The sequence below is a fragment of the Nocardia sp. BSTN01 genome, from assembly GCF_015354405.1.
In the GTDB taxonomy this organism is placed as follows: Bacteria; Actinomycetota; Actinomycetes; order Mycobacteriales; family Mycobacteriaceae; genus Nocardia.
The window spans coordinates 91,048-114,287 of the sequence record NZ_JADKYP010000007.1 but is presented as its reverse complement, the minus strand read 5'-3'; the positions used below and the strand labels follow the sequence as shown (position 1 = coordinate 114,287).

Sequence of the window (23,240 nt, the reverse complement as noted above, 5' to 3'; positions counted from 1 at the left end):
GATGGAACAAGAGGCGTTGGCCGGTATCCGCATCCTGGACCTGAGTCGCATACTCGCCGCACCGCTGGCAACGCAGATGCTCGGTGATCTGGGCGCCGACGTGATCAAAGTGGAGCGCCCGGCGGTCGGAGACGATTCCCGGCAGTACGGACCCCCTTTCCTCGGTCAGGATCGCTCTGGCGGTATGTCCGCGTTCTATCTGAGCTGTAACCGGAACAAGCGGTCCATAACAGTCGATTACACGACCGACGAGGGCAAAGAGATCCTCCTTCGGTTGCTCGACGGCTCCGATGTTCTCGTCGAGAACTTCCGGCCCGGCGTGCTTGCCAAATACGGCCTGGCCTACGAAGACCTCCGCGAACGATTCCCGCGGTTGATCTACTGCTCGGTAACAGGATTCGGACAGACCGGCCCGTATCGGCACCGCCCGGGTTACGACGGGATCTTTCAGGCGCTCAGTGGGATGATGAGCGTCTCGGGTCTTCCCGACGGCGTGCCGGGCGCGGGCCCCATGAAGTCGGGTTTGTCGCTGATCGACATCCTGACCGGACTGTATACCGGAACATCAATCCTCGCGGCGCTGCGCCATCGTGACACCTCCGGAACCGGACAGCAGTTGGACGTCTCGCTCCTGGACTGTGGCGTGGCGTCGATCTCGCACTACGCCGAGAGTTTCCTGGTCTCCGGTGAGGCGCCGCCGCGCCGTGGCAACGGCGGCTTCGGTGGCATTCCGTCACAGGCGTTCGAATGCGCGGACGGAAAGATGATTTTCATCGTCGCGACGACGAACCCGCAGTTCGCCCGGGCCTGTGAGGCGATCGGTCACCCGGAGCTCATCTCCGACTCCAGATTCGACAGCATCGCCGCGCGTATCGAGAACCGGACCGAACTCCTGCCGATTCTGGAGTCGATTTTCGCCGGCAAGGAGGCGGAGTACTGGATAGGTGTGCTGGAAGCCGCGGATGTGCCGGTCGGGCCGGTCAACGATATCCGGGCGGCGTTGGCGGACGAGCAGGTTCAGCATCGCCGGCTTCGGATCGACATGGAACACAGTGTGGTCGGTGATATTCCGGGAGTGGGATTCCCCATCAAGATGTCCGAGACACCCGTTCAGCGATACAGCGCTCCGCCCACATTGGGTGAACACACGACGGAAGTTCTCCAGGATGTTCTCGGAATGAGCCCCGCGGCAGTGGACGAATTGCGAGCCGACGGTGTCGTGTGATTCGGCGAGAATCGACGTGGCTTCGGTGATCGGCGACGCCGAGAAGTCCGTCGGCGCCGTCACCGAGGAACTCGAGGCGCTGTAACCGCTACCCCGAAAGCCCGCGCCGCCCCACCCCCGGCGGCGCGCCGTGCCGCCACCGCACACCCGCCCGCGGTGGCGGCACACCAGAACCGCGCCACTGGTTACGCCGTCCCCTCCAGTGGCGCGCACGCCGCCGCCGCGTTCCTTCCCCCTGCATCGCGCGGCGGCGGCGCCCCGTCGTCGTCGGCGCCCCCGCTGCGCCCTCCGAATTCGAGATTGCTCTCCGCGTTACTGCGGACGAGCCGACCTTGGTCCTAGACTGACGGTGCGCTCCCAGCCGGTGCCGGACCTTCCAACGCTGGAGCGCCCATGAGTGGTAACGCAGTATGAGCACGGCGTCGGACATATTCGCCGGCTGCGGTGAGCTTCGAGGAGGAGGCTCGTATGACGTCGGCGAACGAGGAGTGGGTCGGTCGGCTTCCGGCCGAATTGACGACTTTCGTCGGGCGTCGTCCGGAACTGCTGGATCTGAAGCAGGCTTTTTCGACCTCTCGCCTGGTCACATTGGTCGGGCCGGGCGGTGTGGGTAAGACCCGGCTGGCCCTTCACGCGGCGACCACAGCACGGCGAGCTTTTCGGAACGGGACCTGGTTCGTAGATATTTCGCCCTTGCGAGACGAGGAACTGTTGGCGCCGACAATCGCCGCCGCACTGAACCTGCGTGATGTCTCCACCCGGTGGGCACCATCGGTCCTCGCGGCGCAATTGGTGGGCAAGCAACTGTTGCTGATCCTGGACAATTGCGAGTACCTGAGCTACGCATGCGCGGTCATGGTCGACGCACTTCTGAAGGAATGCCCCGACCTACGGGTACTGGCGACCAGCCGGCAGCCACTGGACGTCGCCGGCGAGCAACTGTTCGTCGTACGCCCTCTCCCGACCCCGATTCCCGCGGCCGACGGAAGCGTCGCGGCCGATCTCGACGGTTACGATGCCGTGGCGCTGTTCGTGGACCGCGCTCGCGCAGCGGATCCCTCTTTCGCGTTGAATGCCGATAACGCTCGAGCGGTCGCGGAACTGTGCTATCGCGTAGATGGACTGCCCTTGGCGGTCGAGCTCGCCGCGGCCCGCATCAGGCATCTGTCGGTCCAGCAGATCCTCGACCGCCTCGACGAGCGTTACGGCATCCTGCAGTCGGGCAGCCGATCATTGGCGCCCCGGCAGCGCAGCCTGCGATCGTTGATCGGCTGGAGTCATGAACTCTGTACGCCCGAAGAACAAGTGTTGTGGGCGAGGCTCACTGTGTTCTCGGGCAGTTTCAGCGCCGAGGCCGCCGAGGCGGTGTGCACCGACGATGAAGTACCTCCGGAAACTTTTCTCGATACCCTCGCCGGTCTGGTCGACAAGTCGATCGTCTCGATCGAGCGGCACGGGGGCAGCCGAGTCCGCTATCGGATGCTGGAGACCATCAGGACGTTCGGGGCCGAACGGCTGTCGGCGACCGACAGCGAGCGCCGGCAGCTGCGCCGCCGTCACCAGAGCTACTACTGCGCGCAGTTGTCGCGTGCATTGGAATCCTGGTTCGGTCCTGGGCAGGTCCAGCTGATGCAATGGATCGCAGCGGAACGGGAAAATCTCCGGACGGCTATCGAATTCTCGCTCGGAGAGTCCGGTACGCCACGGATGGGTGCCATCCTCGGCGCTTCGCTGGGAGGCGTCGGAATCCAGATCGGCTTGGTCCGGGAAGGCCGTCGCTGGACGACCGATTTGCTGGATGCCATTCCCGAGCCATGTGCCGAACGCGCATTGCTGTTGTGGATCGGCGGTTGGTGTGCGCTGCAGGAAGGAGAACTGGACGAAGCCGAAGCAACGCTGCAGGACGCCCAAACCGTCGCACGGCACCTTCTCGATCGGGGCACAGCCGCTATCGCCACGGCACTTCTGGGCAGTGTTCACCTGTTGCGTGGGGATCTGAGCGGAGCCGCGCGATTACTGGAATCCGCGCTCGAGGGGGTCGATCCCGAGAGCTTGATAGCCCGGGTTCTGGTCGAGATACGCCAAGGTGTCGCGAAATTCCGGCTCGGCGATGTGCAGCAAGGAATCGACTTGTGCCGCGACGCTGTCGCGCTGTGCGAGGAACACGGCGAATTGTGGCATCGGTCGGAGGCATTGTGGGAACTCGCCACCATGTATTGGGAACTCGGCGATATCGACCGAGCCGACTCGTCGGTGCGGGACGCGCTACGAATCCACCGCCTGTTCGGGCACCTGGTCGGTTCGGCCCAGTGTTTCGAGACCCTCGCGTGGATCGCCTGCCGCCGGCAGCAATACGACCGCACGGCACGGCTGCTCGGCGCGGCGGACGCCATCTGGCAGTCCACGGAGGCGGCGCATGTGCCACGGGCTCTGGGGCATCGAGAAAGTACGGCCGAAGCAGCGCGCAAAGCCTTGGGCGAGCGCAAATACGGTGAAGCGCGCCGGGCCGGTACCCGGAACTCGGCCGTCGCCAACACCGCCTTCGCGCTCGGCGAGAGCCCGGAAACCGCCCAGGACGCCTCGCAACCGCCGATGACTCAGCTGACGGAGCGAGAACGGGAGGTTGCCGAGCTCATCGCCGCGGGCGCCAGTAACAAAGACATCGCCGGGACGCTGGTGATTTCACCCCGCACGGTCGAAGGCCACGTCGAACATATCCTCGCCAAGCTCGGCTTCACCTCCCGAGTGCAGGTCGCCTCCTGGGTTGCGTCGGTACGCGCGGGAACGGCATGACGCGAATGGACCAGGTCGGAAGGCGCGGATGCGGGCCCACGTGGGAGGAACACGTGGTTTCACGGGTGTGAGGCGGGCCACTTCGGGCGAAGCTCTTCGCGGGTGAAAGTTGGAGCAACCGGCGGAGAGGAGCACCCGTGGCGGGCAGGTCCACTTTCCTGGCCGAGAGCAGGATCTCGTGGATGAGCCGCGCGGATGCGGACTCGATACACACAGCGATCGTCGCGACGTGCAGGCGTTTGTCGGAGGCGGGAGATCAGGTGTACTGCGTGCGCAGTGTCTTCCTTCCCGGCGCGCGCCATTGGTTTGCGATGTTCGTGGCGGAGAACCCGCACGTCGTGCGGCGCGTGGTCGGCATCGTTCAGTTGCCGGCGGTGAGCGTGCATGCGGTTGTGGAGTTCGCCGGAGCCGCGGACGGCTCGGCAGATGCCCAGCATCCTTCGGCGCAGATGGAGAGGAGCCACTACCGATGAACAGTGCGGTCACTTCGAGGATGGAAATCGGGGCGCAGGTAGCAGACGGTTATCGGCAGCCCGGCATCCGGCGTATCGAGCAGCTGCTCGAGGCATCGCCGACGGGGTGGTTGACGATGTCACTGACGGAAATTGCCGTAGCCGCCGGCCTTCCGACAGTCGGTGCGGCGCGGAGGGCCCTTCGCAGTCTGGATCCGATAGACCATACGATCTCTGTCGACGTGGATGCGGTCGACCCGGATACGACATTCGATATCGTCTGGGCGCCTGTGCTGGGGATTGTCGATCTGATGCTCGACTGGGGCCTGGCGACCGTGGAGGTCTCGGTAGACGAGCTCGCGGCGTGGTTGACGGTCGGTATTGCGGTGACACACCGGGCCCTGCGGTCCCTGGCGGTCGTTCCGGGAATTCACGTTGAAGTGTCGCCGATCATTCCGGAATCGGTCCGCATCTCACTCGATGTCACGAACTGCCCCCTCACCACGCCCGGTTGCTCGGCCGCATGACCCGGGATCGGCATGCTCGCCGATCCTGACGCGAATCAGCCGGTGCTGCACCGCTCATGCGAGGCCGCGCCGTCGGCTCATCTCGGTCACCGCGGTCACGTGTTCGACCAGAGCGATCAGAACGTCTTTCGCCGAGTCGCGTAGCCTGGCGTCGCACATCCGGATCGGTACCGAATCCGTCACCTCCAACGCGTCGCGCACTTCGTGCGTCTCATAGACCGGCGCGCCGTCGAAACAGTTCACAGCGACGACAAACGGGATGTTCCGCCGTTCGAAGTAGTCCAGGGCGGGGAACGAGCCTTCGAGCCGGCGGGTGTCGGCCAACACCACGGCGCCGAGCGCGCCGCGGGACAGCTCGTCCCACAGGAACCAGAAGCGGTCCTGGCCCGGTGTGCCGAACAGATAGAGAACTGCTTTGTCGCCGAGCGTAATTCGGCCGAAGTCGAGCGCTACTGTGGTGGTTGTCTTCTGCGTGACACCGCTCATGTCGTCGACCCCTACTCCGAGCTCGGTCAGCAGCTCCTCCGTATGCAGCGGCGTGATCTCGCTGATGGCGGAGACGAGAGTCGTCTTGCCGACCCCGAATCCACCGGCGACGAGGAGTTTGACCGACGCGATCGGTGCGGCGGAAACAGAGTCAGAGGCTGCGAATTCCATCCAGTACCATCCGGAGAAGTGCGAGTTCGTCGAGTGTGGATTCGGCGGTCGGCTGTTGCGATCGAATGGTGAGGTTTCCGAGATCGATCAGATCACTGATCAATACCTTCGTCGAGGCTATCGGCAGACCGATATGAGCGGATACCTCCGCCACCGACTGAGGCGCGCGGCACAACCGCAGAATCTCGGCGTATTCGGGCTCGGCCGTTTGTGGGCTCGCCCGTGCGTATCGTGTCATCACCAATGTGATCAAGTCCAGGTCGTGATGGTCGCTGCGAGCCCGTCCGCGGGTGATCGCGAAGGGGCGAACCAAGGGGCCGGCCTCGTCGTCGAACCACGGGTCCCGCTCGATCACGGCAGGGTTCGGTCGGTATGGGTGGCCGCTGCCGGACCATCGATCTCCGGAGTGCGAGTCGGTGTGGACAGAAAAGTGCGAGCGCGCTGGACCGTCTGGTTCATCTCGAACGCGACCATTCCCATATTGGCGGATTCTTCGGTCAGGACGGCCAGGCAGGCATTGGCCCCGGCGGCCGTGACGAACAGGATCCCGTGGTCGAGCTCGATCACGGTCTGCTGTACGCCGCCGATCTCGAAATATGTTCCGGCGCTGCGCCCCAACCCGTGGAGAGCAGATGCCAGCGCGCTCAGATGCTCGGCCTGTTCGCGCACGGTCTGTGCGGAGCGGCCGAGCAGGAGTCCGTCCGTGGACAGTAGCGTCGCGAACCGGACTCCCGGTACTCGCCCGACGAGATCATCGAGCAGCCAGTCGAGATTCCCACTTGTGCTGGAGGTCATGTCTGCCTTCCGTATTCGGGCTTTGTGTCGGGTGTCGCCTCCGTGAGACGACGACCCTGCCGGGTGCCGTTCTCGATTGCGGAATAGAGTTCACGAGTCTGCTCGGAGGAGCGTTCCGCTCCCGACTGCCGTGCCGGCGTCGCCGGTGTGGATCCGGCCAGCTGAGGGGCGATGCTCTGCTGTTTTCGCCGCCGTGGCAACGGCGGCCGGTCTCCCGGCGACGGGGGAAGGATCTCCGGCGTGTGCCGCGACCGGACAGCGGTGGTCCGACCCGGAATGTGCGCCGGGGAAATCTCGCGGGGCGAGACCGCGGCCCGGCCCCGCTCCGGGCGACCGTGCGCGACCGGTGGCCAGGGACTGCCGTCCACGCGCGGATGTTGTTCCGGCACCGGGTCGGTCGCCTCCGCGCTGTCGGTGTCGTCGGTCGCCAACAACGGGGTCGGGATGAGGACGATGGCCCGGGTGCCCCCGTACTCCGACTCGGTCAGCCTGACCTTCACCTCGTGCCGGGCCGCGAGCCGGGCTACCACGAAAAGGCCCAGGCGGGAATCGCTGGACAGCGTCTCGACCGTGAAATCCGGGGGATCACAGAGTGTTTCGTTGAGCTTCTCGATCTGGTCGGACGGGATTCCCAGGCCCTGGTCGACGATCTCGATCGCGACACCGCGGCCGACGACACCGCCGTGCACGTGGACCGGAGTCTGCGGCGGCGAGAAATCTGTCGCGTTGTCCAGCAGTTCGGCCAGCAAGTGGACCAGATCGGCTACCGCGGTCCCGATCACGCGGACATCGGGAAGTTCGGTGATTCGGACCCTGGTATACCCCTGGGTCTCGGCGACGGCGCTGCGAATCAATTCCAGCAGCGGTACCGGGTTTCGCCATCGGCGGCGCGGCTGTTCACCACCCAGAATGATCAGGTTTTCGGCATTGCGGCGTTCGCGGGTTGCGAGATTGTCGAGTTGGAAGAGCAGTTCCAGCAACTCCGGGTCGTCGTATTCGTATTCGGCCCGATACAGCACCTCGAGCTGCCGATACATGACCGATTGGCTGCGATGAGCGATGTTGAGGAACACCGCTGTGACGCCTCCACGGGTCTTCGCCTCGGTGACGGCCGCGGATACCGCGGCGAGCTGCGCGCGATTGAAGGCATCGGCGACCTGCCCGATCTCGTCGGACCCGAATTGCAAGTAGGCGACGTCGGCATCCGGATCGACGGATTCGCCCCTGTCGAGTCGCTCCATGATCGCCGGCAGCTGTTCGTCCGCCGCCGCCAACGTCTGCGCGCGAAGGGATTTCAATCGCCTGACCATGTTGTTCGCCAATCGCATCGAGATGACGAACGCGGCGATGGTGGCCAGTAGCGTGGCGATGCCACCGAGGATCGAGTTGCGCAGGATCGCAGAGCCGTGCGACTGGGCGAGTCGCTGTGCGTGAAGCTGGTGGGAGCGCCAGATATCGAGCAGATCGTCGCAGACTTGATTCGTCGCTTGCCTCCAGGCAGCAACCGACACAGGGGCCGTCGTCGAGTCGAACCCCGCGGCCTCGAGAGCCGCGTGGTCGCGGATGCTTTTCGTGCCGGCCAGCATCTGTCGCCACTCCGGGCTCGCAATGATCTGCTGTACTCGGGCCTGTTCGTCCGGAGTGAGGCGAGGCTGGAGCCGGGCGATGTCGGTCTGCGACGAGCCGATCTGATTATCGAACTCCCGCAGTTCGTCCGGTGCGAGTCCGTCGGTCGACAGTGCCAGGGAACCGAGGGCCGCACCGCGCGACATCGCGTCCTCGGATATCAGTAACTGTCCGGCTACGGTTTGCGCGAAGGCGCTCTCCTGATCGGGGGAGCGCTGAATGATTGTGCTTATCGCCTCGAACACCGCATCAGCCCACTGATCGAAGAAGGCATTGACCTCGGCGGCTGTTTTCGTTCCGTCATCGACTCCTCGGCGAATCGAGGAGGCCTGCCGGGCCAGGCGTTCGACCGCTCCGGCTTCGGTGTCGACGGCACCGGCGTCCACCTGATGTAACGAGGAGGCCGCATCGGCGAGCAGCCGCATCGACTCGTCGACGGCGCCGCGCTGTCGGCCCAGCTCGGCGGCAATGCCTTTGTCGCCTGCGGTTTTCAGTAGTGACAGTTGCCGCTCGCGTTGCGTGGCGACGATGAAGTCCATCGACGGTGTCACCGCATTTTGAATGGACTCGGCCCACCGCTCGGTTACCCGAGCAGAGGTCGCCAGATGGATCGCGGTACCGGTTCCGATGGTCAGTAGAACCAGGCTGGGGACCGCGGCGATCGCCAGAACACGGAGCCGGATGCCGACGGGGCCTTTGAACACCTGAAGGAAGGTATCGCAGCCCGCTGCACTAGGGAAGGTCAAGTAGATAAATAGTTTAGTTATTGCCAGAGTTGTGAGCCGTGAGTGACTGCTTGCCGAGTGTTCGCCCAGATTTAACACAACACCATGTGGTTCACGCCACATGTGGGCCCGATTGAAAGCTAGACTGCACAAAGCTTTTCGGGTCGGCTCGAGTGTTGGACGCCGGCCGTCGCGCCCGCGCCGCGATGCGCGGAATCACTACGGATGCCCGGTTCCAACGGCCCCTCAGTAGATTTCGGCTGCTGATGCGCCCTGCGAGATCCGGGAATGATCGGGAGTAAGCCATGGGTCAGCCGCATACCACCATCCTCTTCTCCGACGCCCCCAGTGCGACCGCATCGGGTTTGCCGCCAACCGTCGATCACGATGCGCGAGTAGGGGTTCCCGCGGTCGTGATCCCGGGGGCGCCCACACCGGGCGAACCGCGACAGCTCAGCGCATTGGACGTGCAACTGCTCGACTGCGAAACCGCCACTGCCGCATTGCATGTCGGGATGCTGATCCTCCTCGACTCGCGGAACGCGCCGCGGGGTCCGCTGACCGCGGACGGGCTGCGTCGATTGTTCGGCGATCGGCTGCATCTCGCGCCGGCTCTGCGGTGGCGGCTGCGCACGGTCCCGCTCGGGATCGACCTTCCGTACTGGGAGGATGCGGAGACCATCGACCTCGGATCTCATATCCGGGAAGTGCGCCTCCCAGCCGGCGCTGGGGACGTACAGCTCGCCGAGTACGTCGAACGCCGGCATGCGGAGCCGTTGGACCGCTCACGACCGCTGTGGGAGTGTGATCTGCTCACCGGGCTGGCGGATGGTCGGCAAGCCGTTTATGCGAAGGTGCACCACTCGGTCGTGGACGGGATGTCGGCGGCGGAGATCATGGCCGCGATCCTCGATGTCAGCGCCGACGGCGCCCCGAGGCCGCTGCCCGCCGATGGTATCCCGCGTACCCGAACGCCGTCTGCCGTCGAGATGGTGGCACGCAGCGTTCCGAATGTGCTGACACGGCAGGTCACCCGGGTCGGCGCCGTCCTGCAAGCGGGATCTGCCATCGTGGGAATCGGGAGCGGCGTGCCCGCGAAACACGAACAGGTACCGTTCAACGGGCCGTCGACCGCCAACCGCAGTGTGGCGTTCGTGTCGCTGCCGCTCGACGCGGTCAAAGCGATCAAGGCCGGTATCGACGGGACCGTCAACGACGTGGTCATGGCCTTGTGCACCTCGGCTGTGCGCCGATGGATGCTCGACCACGACGTAGACGTCGACACGCCGCTGCTGGCCGCCATCCCGGTATCTGTGCGCACGCCGGAGCAATTCGGCACCGGCGGCAACCGATTCTCCGTCATGTTGAGTTCTCTGCCGATCTCGGAGCCGAACCCACATCACCGCCTGAAATTGCTGCACGACAGCTTGATTCGAGTGAAGGAACGATTCGCCGCACTGCCCCCGGCCCTGTTGGAGCAGATCAGCTCGTTGGTGCCGTCTCTGATGCACGGGGTCGTCACCCGCGCGCTGATCCGGATAGCCGCACCGGTGCTGCCGCTCGCGAATCTGATCGTCTCCAATATTCCGGGCCCGCAGCTTCCGCTCTACATAGAGGGAATCCGGGTGCTGCGGAGCTATCCGGTGTCGACCCTCGTCTCGATCGCAGGCAGTCTCAATATCACGGTGATGTCGTACGACGGGCATCTCGATTTCGGGATAGTGGCCTGCTCCGACGATGTACCCGACGTCTGGGACATCGCGCACTACCTGGAGGACGCGCTGCGCGAACTGCAGATGTGACGGGATGGGGCCTCAGCGGGGCGGCGGTGTCTCGGACGCCGGCGAGCTTTCGAGCGGCTGCCGGCCCGCCACCCGCGCTGTCCATATCTCGCTGCCCTGCAGGGCCCGCAGCCGGTCGACGGTGCCCTCGCCCTCGGGCAGGTGCGTGACGAGTTTGAACCATGGTTGCGCCACCAGGCGCAATTGCACGAGCCGAGTGCGGACTTCGCCGGCCTGCGGATGGCGGAACACACAGCTCCTGGCGTCGCCCCGCCGTACCTCGTGTGCCGCCCACCAGCACGCGAATTCGGGACTGTGGCTTATCAATTCGGCGACGAGCTCATCGGAGCGGCCATCGGCCGGACGCAGTGCCGCCTCCGCGCGAAACTGCGCGATCACCGACCTGGCCTGCTCGTCCCAGTCCACCAGTGATTCGCGAACGGCCGGCACCATGAAGGTCGCCCACAACGCGTTACGCCGATCGGTCGGCAGCCGCGAGGCATCGCAGAACAAGGTGGAATGGGCATCGTTCCACGCGACATAGTCGAAACGAGAGTTCAGCACCACCGCGGGCGCCGGGAGAAGGTGCTCGAGCAGCATCAGCACGTCCTCCCCGACCGAATCCGCGGCCTCCGCCCGGTCTCCGAGCGGCAGGTCCGCCAGTCTGCGCAGGTGGCGGTGACTCACCTCGTCCAGACCAAGGGCGCGAGCGACGGCGTCGACGACCTGTGCGGTGGGCCGTACATCGCGGCCCTGTTCCAGCCGGGTGTACCACGTGTAACTCACCCCGGCCAGATGAGCGACCTCCTCGCGGCGCAGCCCGGGTACCCGGCGTTTCGGACTCGAGGTATCGCTGGAAGGGACGGGAGCCGCGGCGCGTTTCGCGCGGAGGAAAGCGGCGAGTTCCAGCCGTCGTTGCTTCGAATCCGCTGCGCTCACGTAGCCAGTATGGATAAATAGTTTAACGATAGCAATTAAGTGCATGTTTTACGCGTCCGTGACCTGCTGTGGCGAGTGGGCGTTCGCGGCGTGCTCGGCGCCTATGCTGGCGTCCTACATGCAGATAGTGGAGGTCTCTGGCTACTGCGCGAGCCTGGTGTCGGCCGGGTTTACACACGGATTAATAAGTTAGATAATAGGCCGTATTGGTGCTACGCGTCGGCCAACCGACGCCCGTGCCTGTCACTCCCGATACCACCCTCGACGCAGTCCTTGTCGAGCCGGCTCCGCACGGCGAAGGTTGCGGCCAGTGGTGCTACACAACGAGAAAGGTCTACTGTGACGCAGACACTTCCCTGGCCTCCGGTCGGTCATTTCGGCTGGCAAGCGATGGTCGGCCCGCATCAGCCGAGCCCGACGGCCATGACCGACACCAGGGGCTATTTCGGCCTCGTTCCGGAGGGAACCTTCCTGTACGGGTGCCTGCGGACGGCCGACGGTGTCATCTTCGAGCCGACCCGGCGCATCCCGGCCTCCCCGACGGACCGGGGTATGAGCGGACTGATCGTGCAGTCCACCCTCAACGACGACAACGTCCTGCACATCGACGGCTCCGCGAGCGCTGCCGCGGCGACCAGTCGCGGGTGTTCGGTCACCGTCGAGGGCGACGACGAACTCGCCATCTGGGCCAGCGCGGCCGGTGCCGAGGGCAAGCCGTGGCGCGTCACCATGTCCCAGGATGCCGTGACCTGGAGCGAAGCCGATGCGATGGAGTTGACCGGTCGACTGCTTCCGCCCGGTTTGCAGTGGCATGTCCCCGCTCCGGACAAGGGCATTCTGTACGTGTCGCAGTTGTACGAGGTCAGCGGGACCGCCGATGGCCGAGCCGTGCGCGGCTTCATCGGTCTGGACCGTACCTGGATGGCGGAGGGCGGCATGCTCTACGTCAAGAAGGATGTGCTGGTCGGCGAGCAGCTGCACAACACCTGGTACACCTGGGCCACCAAGTACACCGACGGCACCTACGACGCCGGGCATTTCATGCTGGCCAACGATCGCGGGGGCTTCGCTCTCCTGACGAACGAACGGCAGGAGATTTTGCGCACCACCGCGGTCACCGGCGAGGTGTTCCCGGGTGAGGACCGGAACTTCCCCAAGGACATCACCCTCGAGATCAATGGTGAGAAGTGGGAGTTCCTGCCCGATCCGCACGGCATCATGCCGGACTTCCTCAGCGCCGCGAAGAAGCTCCCGACGCCCCAGAACGAGGGACGCTGGCGTCGTGTCGGTGACACGCGCGAACCCGACATCTGGTTCGCGTGGGGCGAAATCGCCCCCGGCCACGGAACCACGCCGACCCAGCGGTGGCGCAGTTGAGCGGCGCGGCAGGCAGTAAGCGTAACGACCTCACCGAGCGGTTGCCGCTGCTCGAGCGGTGGCTCGGGGAACGACTGGGCGCGGACGGCGCGGCGTCGGTCACGTCGATCACGGGTGGTCCGTCCGGACTGTCGAACGCAACCTATTTCCTCGATGTCGCCTGCCCGGCAGGTGACGAACAGCTGGTGTTGCGCATGGCGCCCGACACCTTCACGCTCATCCCCGGCACCGATCTGACCGCTCAGTACGAGGTGCCGAAAGTGCTGGCGGCACATGGCATTCCGGTCGCTCCCGTGCGATGGCTGGAACGGGATCCGTCGGTGCTCGGCAACGAGTTCCTCGTCATGGACCGGGTCGAGGGAGAGGTGTGCCCGGACCGCCGCCCCGGCTACCACGGCAAAGGCGTATTCGCCGACCTGGACGAGCCCGGCAGGCAACAGCTGTGGTGGCGGACGGTCGACGCCATGGCGGACGTCCATCGCCTCGGTCCGGCACCGGCCCCGGAGTTGGCGTGCCTGGGCTCCCCGTCCGACGGCATCCAGACGCTCGACGCCGAGCTGGCCAAGATCGAGCACTGGATGGAATGGGGCGGTGCGAGCGAACACGCACCGTTCCTCCTGCCCGCGCTCGACTGGGTGAAGCAGAATCGGCCCAGCCCGCAACACTGGGGCCTGTGCTGGGGCGATGCGAAGATCGGCAACATCTTGTACCGAGATTCCGACGTCGCGGCGCTGCTCGACTGGGAACTGGCGCACTTCGGTCCGCCGGAGCTCGACCTCGCGTATTTCGTGATCGTCGACGAAGTGGCGGCGCAAGCCCATGACGTGCCCCGGCTGGCCGGCCTGCCCGGCGAAGCGGAGACGATCGCGCACTACGAGCAGTCGCTCGGGCGCAAGGTCGAGGATTTCGACTACTACCGAACGCTGACAGCGCTGCGCCTGGCGACCCTGCTGCTGCTGACAAATCGCGTCGCCAAGCACATGGGCTGGAACTTCTTCCCTCCGGGCTTCCTGGAGAACAACCCCACTACTCGCATCCTGCTGGATCAGCTCGCGCGGGTGCGCTGAAAGGAACGAACATGTCCGAACGCCCACTCGTGTTGACCGGTCTGGACGACCTGATGGTCCACCAGACCGTCGCCGGTGTCGAACAACCACAGTCGACCGATCGGAATTGGACGGAAAAGGGCTACCTCGTGGCCTACGACACCACCGGCGAGGTGATGGTCGCCGTCGGCGTCGGAAAGTACTCCAACCGCAACGTTTTCGACGCTTTCGCGGGCGTCGCCGTCCCGGGCTGGCAATACAACGTTCGCGCCTCCCGCGAACTGCGGCCGGATATCGACTCCACCAGCGTGGGACCGATCCACTGGGAGTCGATCGACCCGCCGCGGGGTAATCGAATCCGCTTGGACGAGAACGAGTTCGGTATCGCGTTCGATATCGAGTTCGAAAGTCCCTATCCCCCCATCGCGGAGACCGGCGGCCGCACTCGCATCCGCGGTGTGACGATGAACGACACCATCCGGTTCTTCCAGCTGGGACGGGCCCGTGGCTGGGTCACCGTAGAGGGCAAGCGCTACGAGATCACTCCCGAGCAGTCGTTCGCCTACAAGGACCGCTCGTGGGGCGTGCGCGGTATGACCGGCGCCCCGGCATCGTGGATCGTGCGCAACACGGAGATGGACGTGACTCGCGAAGCCGGGATGTACCTCGGCGACCGCGAGCCGCGGCCCAATATGAGCGGTATGTTCTGCGTGGACCGCGGCTCGGAGACCATCTGTGCGACGTTCGCCGAGTCCGCGAGCGGCACCATGCTCGCGACATCCGGTGCCGCGGGTGCGGGCGGATTCGTCGTTACGCCCGACGAACAAGGTATTACCGCACGCCCCCAGATGGTGACCGACATCGAGATGAACTGGTCCTTCCACGAAGGCACCCGCCGCGCTCGCAAGCTCGACGCGACGGTGACCGTGGAGGACGGCAGTAAGCGGGAAATGGTGGCGGAGGGAATCGGGCTGACCTACTACTTCCGCGGCGGCGGCTACTTCGGCTTCCGAAACTGGTACCAGGGCAAGCACTTCGGCAAGGATCTGGTCGTCGAGGGCGAGAAGCTCGACCTCAGCGACAAAGCGGTTCTGGACGAGCTCTACGGCTGCGAGGAAATCGCGGCGCGGTACACCGTCGACGGTGTCGAGAGCTTCGGCGTGCTCGAGCCGTTCGCGATCGGGGAGCTGCCGAAATACGGCATCACCGACGAACATCTGGGCTGATCGGTATCCTCCGGGCGCCGGGCAGTGTGCCGGCGCCGCGGAGAATCGACGCACTCATACGCAGCGGCCGCGCCACAACAGCGCGGCCGCTGCGTTCGATCAGTAGTGCCGCTCCAGGAAACGTATTGTCGCCGCGGCGAATACGTCGTTGCGGTCACCGGCGACCATATGACTCGCACCCTCCACGTCCACGAATTCCATATCGGGGGCGAAGGTGCGCAGGGCCTGGACATCCTCGTCGGCGACCACCTCGCTGATGCTGCCCCGAACCAGGAGCATCGGTGCGGTGATCGCGGCCGCCGCGGCTTCGAATCGCTCCGGCCGGGCGGTGTCGTTCATCAGGCGGGTGCCCTCGGCGAAGGCGGGATCCCAGTGCCAGCGGTAGCGACCGTCCGGGCCGAGTCGGAGGTTCTTGACCAGACCGCTGACATCCTTGGGCCGAGGACGGTTGGGCAGGTACGCGGAAACGGCGTCCGCGGCTTCCTCCACCGTGGCGAAGCCCTCCGGACGACCTCGCATGAATTCCGTAATCCGCCGGCGGCCATCGGGCTGCATGCGGGGTGTCACATCGACCAGCACGATAGCGGGGCTGTCCACCATAGGTTGTTCGCCCCGCGCCAGCAGAGAGGTGAGCCCGCCCAGCGATGCGCCGACGAGCGCGGCCGGGCGGCCCAGCTGTGCGAGAACTGCCCGCAGGTCGCCGACGTAGGCATCGATGGAGTAGTCGGAATCCTTGGACCAATCGCTATCGCCGTGCCCACGGGCATCGAGAGCGAGGGCGAGATATCCCCGTTCGGCCAGAGCCCGGCTGGTTCCGCCCCAAGAATGCCGTGTCTGCCCACCTCCGTGGAGCAGGACCACCGGTCGGCCGTTCCATGGCCCCGTTACGTCGGCGGCCAGTTGTACACCGCTCGAACCTTCGAAATAGACCGTCACTATGTGCTCCCTCGAATCGAGATACGAACCGGGCGAACCGGATCCTCCGTTCGGCCGCGAGCCGTTGGCTCCGGTCGATAACGACAGATAATTAAGCTATACCCAAGAGGTGCGCTCCGCTCAGTGGCCTACGGGCGGCGAAGGAGGCGGGCAGAAGATGCCGCACGGGATCGGTGGCAAACCCGGAATCAGGATCATCGGCGGGCTCGGTGGGGGCGGCGGCGCGGGTGGGGTGTCGGGCGCCGGCGCAGCGGGCGCGAGGCCGCCGGGCGCCGGTGCGCTCGGCGCCGGGGCGGGCGACTCGGTGGGTGGCGGTGGGGACGACTCGATCCCCGGTGCGGGCGCCACCTCGACAGGTGCGGATTGCGGCAGGTCGGGGCTCGACCCGTCGCTGTAGGCGGCAGACCAGCTCAGCACATTCCGTGCGTAGTCCATCGAATTGTTGTACCGGAGGACGGCGCGCAATTCCTGGTCGCGATCCCGCAGGTTCAGACCGCCGGAACACAGGTATTCGGCCGCCGCGAGCGATGCGTCGAAGATATTGTCGGGATCGGCCCTGCCGTCGCCGTTGCCGTCGGCCGCGTAGGCCGACCAGGTTCGCGGCAGAAACTGCATCGGTCCGACCGCGCGGACCCAGCCACCGGCGCCGTCGGCGATCACCTCGTTGCCCGGCAATGATCCGTTCAGTGCGGGACCGCGGATCGGCGTCGATGTGGTGCCGTGCGCATCGGTGTCGCCGTTGCCGGCATGGCCGGACTCGATCCGTCCGATACCGGCCAGCAAATGCCAGGTGACGCCGCATCCTGGGTCGGTGCGCGCCATGGCCAGTTCCGCGTTCCGATATGCGGCCAGTGCGATCTCGGGGATTCCGTGTACCGGTGGCAGTGACGAGGCGGAGCCGTCCGGCACGGTGGGAGCCGGATTGCCGGCGGCGGCCGGTGGCGGAGGTTCCGATAGGCGGGATAAGGCCGATGACCGCAACGGCGGCGGTTGTGCCGCCGGGACCAGCACCGCAGGGGTGTCCGGCGCCGCTGCGCTCGCGGCGTAGCGTGTTGTGCTCGGCGGCGTGACGGGTGGGCCCGGCGGCCAACCCCCGGCGGGTGCCGATGCGGTGACCAACCCGCCCGCAAGCGCGAGAACCGAGATCGCGGAGATCGAACGAGACTGCATCCTTACTCACCTGGCGGGAGATATGGCGAATCGATGACATATGTCGCGGAGAGCCCCGCGGGCAGGTCCGCGCCGGGCTCGGCTCGTGCGCCGGGGTCCGCGGACGAGCCCGGGTGGTCGACCGGCGGTCTCATGCCTCGAATGTGAGGGGATGGTCTCCGTCGCCACCTAGCTGAATAGCCAGATCATATATATCAGTTAACTATTTGGCCAGGCCGAACGTCGTCCTGTTCTCGGTTCCCCGGTTGTGATCATCTGCCGCGTGGCGTGCCGAACTGCTCGCGCAGGCTGTTCTTCGCCACTTTTCCGCCGGCATTGCGTGGCAGTGCGGCGAGCACGACCACGTGTGCGGGCACCTTGAAGTTGGCGATCTGCCGCCGTGCCCACGCGAGGAAGTTCGCCTGGTCGAAGGTGGTGCCGGGCTTCGGCACCACGAACGCCGCGCCTACCTCGCCCATGCGCGGATCGGGTACGCCGACGACCGCGATATCGGAGATGGCCGGGTATGCGGCGAGTATGTCTTCGACTTCTGCCGGATAGACATTGAACCCACCGGCGATGTACATATCCTTCTTGCGATCGACGATGCGCAGCAGGCCGCGGTCGTCGAGTACGCCGATGTCCCCGGAGTGCAGCCAGCCCTCGGCATCCACGACCTCGGCGGTGGCATCGGGGTCGTTCCAATACCCGCGCATGACGGTGTAGCCGCGGATCAGTACTTCACCCGCCCGGCCCGGCGGCAGTGGCGTGCCGGACGCGTCCACCACGCGAATATCGACGTCGAGCGCGGCGCGGCCGACGGTCGTCGCTATGTCGTCGAGGGTGTCGGTGCCCGGATGTGTCGTCGTTGCCAGTGCCGTGCACTCGGTCTGGCCATACGAGCTCGCCATGACCGGCACGTCCAGTTCGTCGCGCACTCGGCGGAAGAGTGCGGGTGGCACCGCCGCCGCCGAGATCATGACGACTCGCAGTTCGGGCAGTCGCACGTTTCGGCTGCGGGTGAGCTCCAGCAGGTCATGGAACACCGCCGGTGGTGCCATGAGAATCGAGATCCGTTCTCGCTCGGCAAGTTGCGCGAACGATTCCGCGTCGAAGACGGCGACGGGATAGATCGTCACCCCGTGTAACAGGCAGGCCATCCACCCTGCTTTGTAACCGAAGCTGTGAAAGAACGGCGGGATGATCGGATAGCGGTCACCGAATCGAAAGGTGAGAACAGAGGCATACCAGCCGAATGCCCGCAGTGATTGGCCGTGGGTCAGCGCCACGCCCTTCGGGAGTCCCGTTGTCCCGGAGGTGAACATGATGTCGGAGATGTCATCGGGCCCGACCGCGTCCAGGCGGGCTGATGCTGCTTCTTCCTCGCATGAGTCGAGTCCGTGCCGTACGAGGTCGGACCAGGACCCGGCATCTGGCGGCACCGCGCCCGAATAGACGATCACGCGGCCCGGTGCGACGAATTCGGGATCGACCGCGCGTACGAACGACACATAGTCGTTTCCGAGGAAATCGGTTACCGTGACCAGCATTTCGGCTCCGCTTCGCCGCAGCGCATGATGCACTTCCTGCCCTTTGAAGCGGGTGTTGATCGGGACGAGAACAGCACCGGCGCCCTGGATCGACAGTGCCACGATGATCCACGACGCGGAGTTGGGGCCGCACAGCGCGATCCGGTCACCTGGCTCGACGCCGGCTGCGACCATGCCGCGAATGCCCGCGATCACGTCGCGCTCGAGTGCGGCGTACGTCCACTCGCGCGAGCCTTCCTTGATGGCGACGACGTCCGGCCAACGCCGCGCGTTGACACGAACGATGTTGGGGATGCTGTGAAACGCCCGGTCGTAGCGGACCGGCGGGGTCTCATCGTCGGAGGGCACTTCTTCTCCTGTCGCGATGGGCGGTCGTCCGGTTCCTCCCGGTCACCCGCGACATTAAGACAAACTATTGAATTTAGTTAGATGATATGGCAATCTGAGCGCTGCGATGTGACAGCTACCACACGGCAGTGTGACCGATCTTGTGCTACCCGGATGCTGGAGCGCGGCGACACGCCGACCTTCCAGTCGTCCGAAGCCTCGTCAAGGAGGACAGGTGCGACTCCCGCTCGATGCTCCAGTGCGCGCGCTGGGAGATTTCTTCCAGATGTGCGCGACGACCGCGCGTGCTGCTGCGCGGCGGCCGTTTCAGTGGTCGGAGTTCTTCGAACAGGGGTGGTTCCTGGTTCGGGTCGCGCTGTTGCCGACATTGCTTGTCGCGCTTCCCTTTACGGTTCTGGTGATCTTCACGCTGAACGTTCTGCTGGTCGAATTCGGAGCCCAGGACCTGTCCGGCGCGGGCGCCGGTCTGGGCGTAGTGACCCAGGTCGGCCCGCTGGTGACGGTGCTGATCGTCGCCGGCGCGGGCGCGACCGCGATCTGCGCCGATCTCGGGTCTCGGACCATCCGGGAAGAGATCGACGCGATCCAAGTCCTGGGCATCGACCCGATCCAGCGGTTGGTCGTCCCGCGGGTGTACGCGTCGACGCTGGTCGCGATCCTGTTGAACGCGCTGGTGGTCACCGTCGGCCTGGTCGGAGGTTTTCTCTTCTCGGTGTTCATCCAGAGCGTGACACCCGGTTCCTATGTCGCAAGCCTGACATTTGTGACCGGAATTCCGGAGGTCGTCATCTCGGAGGTCAAGGCTGGGTTGTTCGGTTTGGTGGCGGCCCTGGTGGCCTGCTACATGGGCCTGCACGTCAAGGGCGGCCCCAAGGGTGTCGGTGATGCCGTGAACGAGACCGTGGTCTACGCGTTCATGGCGTTGTTCGCGGTGAACGTCGTGGTCACGGCGATCGGGGTGAAGGCGACGGTGCGATAGCCATGTCGAATCTCGCTACCCTTCGCAGCCGATATCCGAAATACGCGCACAGAGTGTCCGGTCTGGGGGAGGGGGTTCGCCTCGTCGGGCGGCACGGGGTGTTCTATTTCCGCACATTCCGGGAAATGGGCCACGCCATGTCGGCGTATCGCAAAGAGACTTTGCGGATCGTGGCCGAAATGGGGATGGGAACCGGTGCGCTGGCCATTATCGGCGGCACCGTGGTGATCGTCTCCTTCATGACGTTGTCCGCGGGTGCGCTGCTGGCGATCCAGGGCTTCGCCTCGCTGGGCAACATCGGCGTCGAAGCGCTGACCGGCTTCTTCGCCGCCTTCATCAACGTTCGCATCGCGGCGCCGGTCACCTCCGGTATCGCCCTCGCCGCGACGATCGGCGCCGGTGCCACAGCCCGGATCGGCGCGATGCGGATCAGCGAGGAAATCGACGCCATGGAGGTCATGGCAATCCGCTCCATCGCCTACGTCGTGTCTACTCGGGTCATCGGCGGCCTGATCGTCATCATTCCCGTGTATTCCATGGCGGTGCTGATGTCCTTCTTGTCGGCACAGCTCTACACCACGTATATCGCCGGCCAATCCGCCGGCGTCTACGACCACTACTTCTACACATTCCTGCGGCCGACCGATCTGATGTATTCGTTCCTGCAGGCGGTCGTGATGGCGATATCTGTCATGTTGATCCACTGCTACTACGGATATCACGCGTCGGGCGGCCCGTCGGGAGTGGGATTTGCTGTCGGCCGCGCGGTACGGGCCTCCTTGATTGCCGTCGTGTCGGTGACGCTACTGGTGTCGCTCGCGGTCTACGGCACCTCGGGAAACTTCGACCTGGCCGGATGAGAAAGGGTGCAGTGCAGGTGTTTCGCAGGTCGCGTCACGGCCACTACAAGAGCCCCCCGTATCTGCGGGCCGGGGCGGCAATGATCGTTGTATTGATCGGAATCGTCGTGCTGTGTCTGGCGGCGTTCCGCGGAGCCTTCCAGCAGACGGTCCAGGCCACAGTGGTATCGGATCGCTCGGGCCTGGTCATGGAGCCGGGCTCGAAGGTGAAACTACACGGTGTCGAAGTCGGGAAGGTGACGGCTGTCTCGTTGTCGGACGGGAAGTCTGAAGTCGGGGTCGAACTGGATCCGTCGAAGGTGGCGTTGATTCCGTCGAATGTCGAGGCGGAGATCAAGCCCACGACGGTGTTCGGATCCAAATACATCGAATTGGTCGTGCCCGGCTCCGCGGCGCCGTCGCACCTGCGCGCCGGTGCGCGCATTCGAGCTCTCAATGTGTCGACCGAGATCAATACGGTGTTCCAGAACGTCACCGCCGTGATGAATCAGATCGAGCCGGACAAACTGAACGCGACCCTGGCCGCGGTCGAGGAGGGGCTGCACGGTCGCGGCGCCCGATTCGGTGAGACTCTCACCGACGCGGACAAGGTGCTGACCGCGCTCAATCCCGTGTTGCCGCAGCTGCGGGCCGACCTGCACGGGACGGCCGATGTTGCGAACAACCTCGGCGATTCCGCCGACGACATCATGCGGATCCTGCGTGCGGCGAGCGTGACCTCGGGCTCCATCGTCGACCGGAAGGACGACCTCGCGGCGGCGCTGGATGCGGCGACCGAACTGGGAAAGACCGGCAACGACACGCTGGCCGGGGACGGTCAGCGCATCGTCGATACCTTCCGGTTGCTCACTCCCACCACCGGTCTGCTCGACAAATACAGCCCGTCGTTCACGTGCCTGCTCCATCTCGGCGCCCACGACGCGGAAGCGATGGGAAAAACGATCGACGCGACAGGCTACTCCGCGCGATTGGACGTCGGCCTGCTCATGGGTGACGACCCGTACAAATATCCCGACAATCTCCCCGTCGTCGCCGGCAAAGGAGGTCCGCACGGCTCGCCGGGCTGTTACGCACCGGTCACTTGGGACACTTACCCCGCGCCGTATCTGCGGCTCAACGACGGGGCGCCACTCGACGGGCCGGGCACCGATCACCCGCGGCCCGCGAACCCCACCATCGTCGATTACATGTTCGGCTTCACGGTGCCGGGAGGTGGTCGGTGATGCGGATAACCGGTCACGCGGTCAAATTCACCATCTTCATCGTCACGATGAGCCTGTTCCTTTTTGCCATCGTGACTGTTTTCGGAAATCTTCGGTTCGATCGGGAGACCGAATATCACGCGGTCTTCGAGAACGTCTCCGGTTTGCGATCGGGGCAGTTCGTTCGCATCGCCGGCGTTGAATCCGGCCGTGTCCGCAAAGTTTCGGTGACCGATAATACGAAGGCGCTCATCACCTTTTCCGTGGCGAAGGACGTCGTACTGACCGGCGGCACTCGTGCGGTGGTGCGCTATGAGAACTTGGTCGGCGATCGGTATCTCGAGCTGCTTCCCGGTGCCGGTGCGTCGACTCCGCTCCGGAAGGGCGCGACGATCGGGTTGGACAGGACCGCGCCCGCGCTGGACATCGATGCGCTGGTCGGCGGCTTCCGCCCGTTGTTCAGGGCTCTCGACCCCGACCAGGTCAACAAACTCTCCAGCGAATTGATCGCCGTACTGCAGGGGCAGAATGCCGATATCGTCGGCTTTCTGTCTCATACCGCGAGTCTGACCTCGACTCTCGCGGACCGCGACAAGCTGATCGGCAGTGTGATCGGAAATCTCAACGGCCTGCTGGGGACGATCGACGGCAAGAACGGTCAGTTCGACGCACTGGTCGACAATGTGCAGAAATTGATCAGCGGAATTTCCGCGCAAACCGGTCCGGTCGGGGATGCACTCGTCCATATCGGTGAGGCATCGAAATCGGTTGCCGATCTGCTGAACGTCACGCATACCGACATCAAATCCGATATCGACCAGATCGGCCGGGTCAGCACGAATATCGACGACGACCACGAATATCTGGACACCCTGCTGTCGCAGCTGCCGGACAGATATCAGCGTTTGAGCCGGCTCGGCATATACGGTGACTTCTTCTCCTTCTATCTCTGCGATGCGACGTTGAAGGTCAACGGACCCCACGGCGACCCGGTGTTCATCAATATCGTCGGCCAACGCGCAGGAAGATGCACCCCTCCGAAATGAG

General features: G+C 64.9%; 20 protein-coding genes. 12 read left to right on the top strand and 8 right to left on the bottom strand.

The window, feature by feature from the left end; translation table 11 throughout:
• Position 1 precedes the first annotated feature (1 nt).
• From IRT45_RS09135 to IRT45_RS09120, 4 genes are all read left to right on the top strand, one after another.
• Positions 2-1,225, top strand: a complete 1,224-nt coding sequence (locus tag IRT45_RS09135; RefSeq protein WP_194805438.1) for a CaiB/BaiF CoA-transferase family protein — start codon at positions 2-4, stop codon at positions 1,223-1,225.
• Between the two features lie 468 nt (positions 1,226-1,693).
• Positions 1,694-4,018 (top strand): LuxR C-terminal-related transcriptional regulator, encoded by a 2,325-nt coding sequence (locus IRT45_RS09130; RefSeq protein ID WP_194805437.1) that lies wholly within the window; start codon positions 1,694-1,696, stop codon positions 4,016-4,018.
• A gap of 182 nt (positions 4,019-4,200) precedes the next feature.
• Positions 4,201-4,491, top strand: coding sequence for a hypothetical protein (locus tag IRT45_RS09125; protein WP_194805436.1), 291 nt, complete (start codon positions 4,201-4,203; stop codon positions 4,489-4,491).
• Complete coding sequence (locus IRT45_RS09120) at positions 4,488-4,997, top strand: hypothetical protein (protein ID WP_194805435.1); 510 nt, start codon at positions 4,488-4,490, stop codon at positions 4,995-4,997. The genes IRT45_RS09125 and IRT45_RS09120 overlap by 4 nt, the downstream gene beginning before the upstream one ends.
• 54 nt (positions 4,998-5,051) lie before the next feature.
• On the opposite strand, the gene IRT45_RS09115 is transcribed toward IRT45_RS09120, so the two are convergent.
• From IRT45_RS09115 to IRT45_RS09100, 4 genes are read right to left on the bottom strand one after another with little or no spacing between them, the layout of a single operon-like run.
• Positions 5,052-5,654, bottom strand: a complete 603-nt coding sequence (locus tag IRT45_RS09115; RefSeq protein ID WP_194805434.1) for an ATP/GTP-binding protein — start codon at positions 5,652-5,654, stop codon at positions 5,052-5,054.
• Positions 5,635-6,009, bottom strand: coding sequence for a DUF742 domain-containing protein (locus IRT45_RS09110; RefSeq protein WP_194805433.1), 375 nt, complete (start codon positions 6,007-6,009; stop codon positions 5,635-5,637). Before IRT45_RS09110 ends, IRT45_RS09115 begins: the two co-directional genes overlap by 20 nt.
• Positions 6,006-6,449 carry a roadblock/LC7 domain-containing protein gene (locus tag IRT45_RS09105; RefSeq protein WP_194805432.1) on the bottom strand — a complete coding sequence of 148 codons (444 nt, stop codon included), beginning with the start codon at positions 6,447-6,449 and terminating at the stop codon, positions 6,006-6,008. The genes IRT45_RS09110 and IRT45_RS09105 overlap by 4 nt, the downstream gene beginning before the upstream one ends.
• Positions 6,446-8,899, bottom strand: a complete 2,454-nt coding sequence (locus IRT45_RS09100) for a nitrate- and nitrite sensing domain-containing protein (RefSeq protein ID WP_194805431.1) — start codon at positions 8,897-8,899, stop codon at positions 6,446-6,448. Before IRT45_RS09100 ends, IRT45_RS09105 begins: the two co-directional genes overlap by 4 nt.
• A gap of 206 nt (positions 8,900-9,105) precedes the next feature.
• Here IRT45_RS09100 and IRT45_RS09095 point away from each other — a divergent pair, with 206 nt between their 5' ends.
• Positions 9,106-10,602, top strand: a complete 1,497-nt coding sequence (locus tag IRT45_RS09095; RefSeq protein WP_194805430.1) for a wax ester/triacylglycerol synthase family O-acyltransferase — start codon at positions 9,106-9,108, stop codon at positions 10,600-10,602.
• A gap of 12 nt (positions 10,603-10,614) precedes the next feature.
• Here the strand turns inward: IRT45_RS09095 and IRT45_RS09090 are convergent, their stop codons facing one another.
• The gene (locus IRT45_RS09090; protein WP_194805429.1) at positions 10,615-11,520 is read right to left on the bottom strand and encodes a helix-turn-helix transcriptional regulator; all 906 of its coding nucleotides are present in this window, start codon (positions 11,518-11,520) and stop codon (positions 10,615-10,617) included.
• A gap of 423 nt (positions 11,521-11,943) precedes the next feature.
• Here IRT45_RS09090 and IRT45_RS09085 point away from each other — a divergent pair, with 423 nt between their 5' ends.
• Genes IRT45_RS09085 through IRT45_RS09075 form a run of 3 tightly spaced genes read left to right on the top strand, consistent with a single transcriptional unit; the run spans position 11,944 to position 15,169 of the window.
• The gene (locus tag IRT45_RS09085; RefSeq protein WP_194805428.1) at positions 11,944-12,897 is read left to right on the top strand and encodes a hypothetical protein; all 954 of its coding nucleotides are present in this window, start codon (positions 11,944-11,946) and stop codon (positions 12,895-12,897) included.
• On the top strand, positions 12,894-13,964 hold the full coding sequence (locus IRT45_RS09080) for a phosphotransferase family protein (RefSeq protein ID WP_194805427.1): 1,071 nt from the start codon (positions 12,894-12,896) through the stop codon (positions 13,962-13,964). The genes IRT45_RS09085 and IRT45_RS09080 overlap by 4 nt, the downstream gene beginning before the upstream one ends.
• Before the next feature lie 11 nt (positions 13,965-13,975).
• Positions 13,976-15,169: a hypothetical protein gene (locus IRT45_RS09075; protein ID WP_194805426.1), complete on the top strand. Its 1,194-nt coding sequence runs from the start codon at positions 13,976-13,978 to the stop codon at positions 15,167-15,169.
• A gap of 99 nt (positions 15,170-15,268) precedes the next feature.
• Here the strand turns inward: IRT45_RS09075 and IRT45_RS09070 are convergent, their stop codons facing one another.
• The 3 genes from IRT45_RS09070 to IRT45_RS09060 form a co-directional block, all read right to left on the bottom strand.
• Positions 15,269-16,105, bottom strand: coding sequence for an alpha/beta hydrolase (locus IRT45_RS09070; protein ID WP_309240862.1), 837 nt, complete (start codon positions 16,103-16,105; stop codon positions 15,269-15,271).
• Positions 16,106-16,225: 120 nt separating this feature from the next.
• Positions 16,226-17,014 carry a lytic murein transglycosylase gene (locus tag IRT45_RS09065; protein ID WP_309240861.1) on the bottom strand — a complete coding sequence of 263 codons (789 nt, stop codon included), beginning with the start codon at positions 17,012-17,014 and terminating at the stop codon, positions 16,226-16,228.
• 512 nt (positions 17,015-17,526) lie between these two features.
• Positions 17,527-19,152, bottom strand: a complete 1,626-nt coding sequence (locus IRT45_RS09060; RefSeq protein WP_194805424.1) for an AMP-binding protein — start codon at positions 19,150-19,152, stop codon at positions 17,527-17,529.
• 265 nt (positions 19,153-19,417) lie between these two features.
• Between IRT45_RS09060 and IRT45_RS09055 the strand changes: the two genes are divergently transcribed.
• The 4 genes from IRT45_RS09055 (at position 19,418) to IRT45_RS09040 (ending at position 23,239) form a co-directional block, all read left to right on the top strand.
• The gene (locus IRT45_RS09055) at positions 19,418-20,131 is read left to right on the top strand and encodes an ABC transporter permease (protein ID WP_194805537.1); all 714 of its coding nucleotides are present in this window, start codon (positions 19,418-19,420) and stop codon (positions 20,129-20,131) included.
• Positions 20,132-20,133: 2 nt separating this feature from the next.
• Complete coding sequence (locus IRT45_RS09050; RefSeq protein WP_194805423.1) at positions 20,134-20,991, top strand: ABC transporter permease; 858 nt, start codon at positions 20,134-20,136, stop codon at positions 20,989-20,991.
• Positions 20,992-21,071: 80 nt separating this feature from the next.
• Complete coding sequence (locus IRT45_RS09045; protein ID WP_255535553.1) at positions 21,072-22,214, top strand: MCE family protein; 1,143 nt, start codon at positions 21,072-21,074, stop codon at positions 22,212-22,214.
• The gene (locus IRT45_RS09040) at positions 22,214-23,239 is read left to right on the top strand and encodes an MCE family protein (RefSeq protein ID WP_194805421.1); all 1,026 of its coding nucleotides are present in this window, start codon (positions 22,214-22,216) and stop codon (positions 23,237-23,239) included. The genes IRT45_RS09045 and IRT45_RS09040 overlap by 1 nt, the downstream gene beginning before the upstream one ends.
• Position 23,240: the final 1 nt, after the last annotated feature.

Bases quoted from the DNA above. Each gene is read 5' to 3' on its own strand.
- IRT45_RS09050 (WP_194805423.1), top strand. From the start codon at position 20,134: ATGTCGAATCTCGCTACCCTTCGCAGCCGATATCCGAAATACGCGCAC.
- IRT45_RS09125 (WP_194805436.1), top strand. From the start codon at position 4,201: ATGAGCCGCGCGGATGCGGACTCGATACACACAGCGATCGTCGCGACG.
- IRT45_RS09085 (WP_194805428.1), top strand. From the start codon at position 11,944: ATGACCGACACCAGGGGCTATTTCGGCCTCGTTCCGGAGGGAACCTTC.
- IRT45_RS09115 (WP_194805434.1), bottom strand. From the start codon at position 5,654: ATGGAATTCGCAGCCTCTGACTCTGTTTCCGCCGCACCGATCGCGTCG.
- IRT45_RS09130 (WP_194805437.1), top strand. From the start codon at position 1,694: ATGACGTCGGCGAACGAGGAGTGGGTCGGTCGGCTTCCGGCCGAATTG.
- IRT45_RS09075 (WP_194805426.1), top strand. From the start codon at position 13,976: ATGTCCGAACGCCCACTCGTGTTGACCGGTCTGGACGACCTGATGGTC.
- IRT45_RS09045 (WP_255535553.1), top strand. From the start codon at position 21,072: ATGATCGTTGTATTGATCGGAATCGTCGTGCTGTGTCTGGCGGCGTTC.
- IRT45_RS09040 (WP_194805421.1), top strand. From the start codon at position 22,214: ATGCGGATAACCGGTCACGCGGTCAAATTCACCATCTTCATCGTCACG.
- IRT45_RS09095 (WP_194805430.1), top strand. From the start codon at position 9,106: ATGGGTCAGCCGCATACCACCATCCTCTTCTCCGACGCCCCCAGTGCG.
- IRT45_RS09105 (WP_194805432.1), bottom strand. From the start codon at position 6,449: ATGACCTCCAGCACAAGTGGGAATCTCGACTGGCTGCTCGATGATCTC.
- IRT45_RS09135 (WP_194805438.1), top strand. From the start codon at position 2: ATGGAACAAGAGGCGTTGGCCGGTATCCGCATCCTGGACCTGAGTCGC.
- IRT45_RS09055 (WP_194805537.1), top strand. From the start codon at position 19,418: ATGTGCGCGACGACCGCGCGTGCTGCTGCGCGGCGGCCGTTTCAGTGG.
- IRT45_RS09120 (WP_194805435.1), top strand. From the start codon at position 4,488: ATGAACAGTGCGGTCACTTCGAGGATGGAAATCGGGGCGCAGGTAGCA.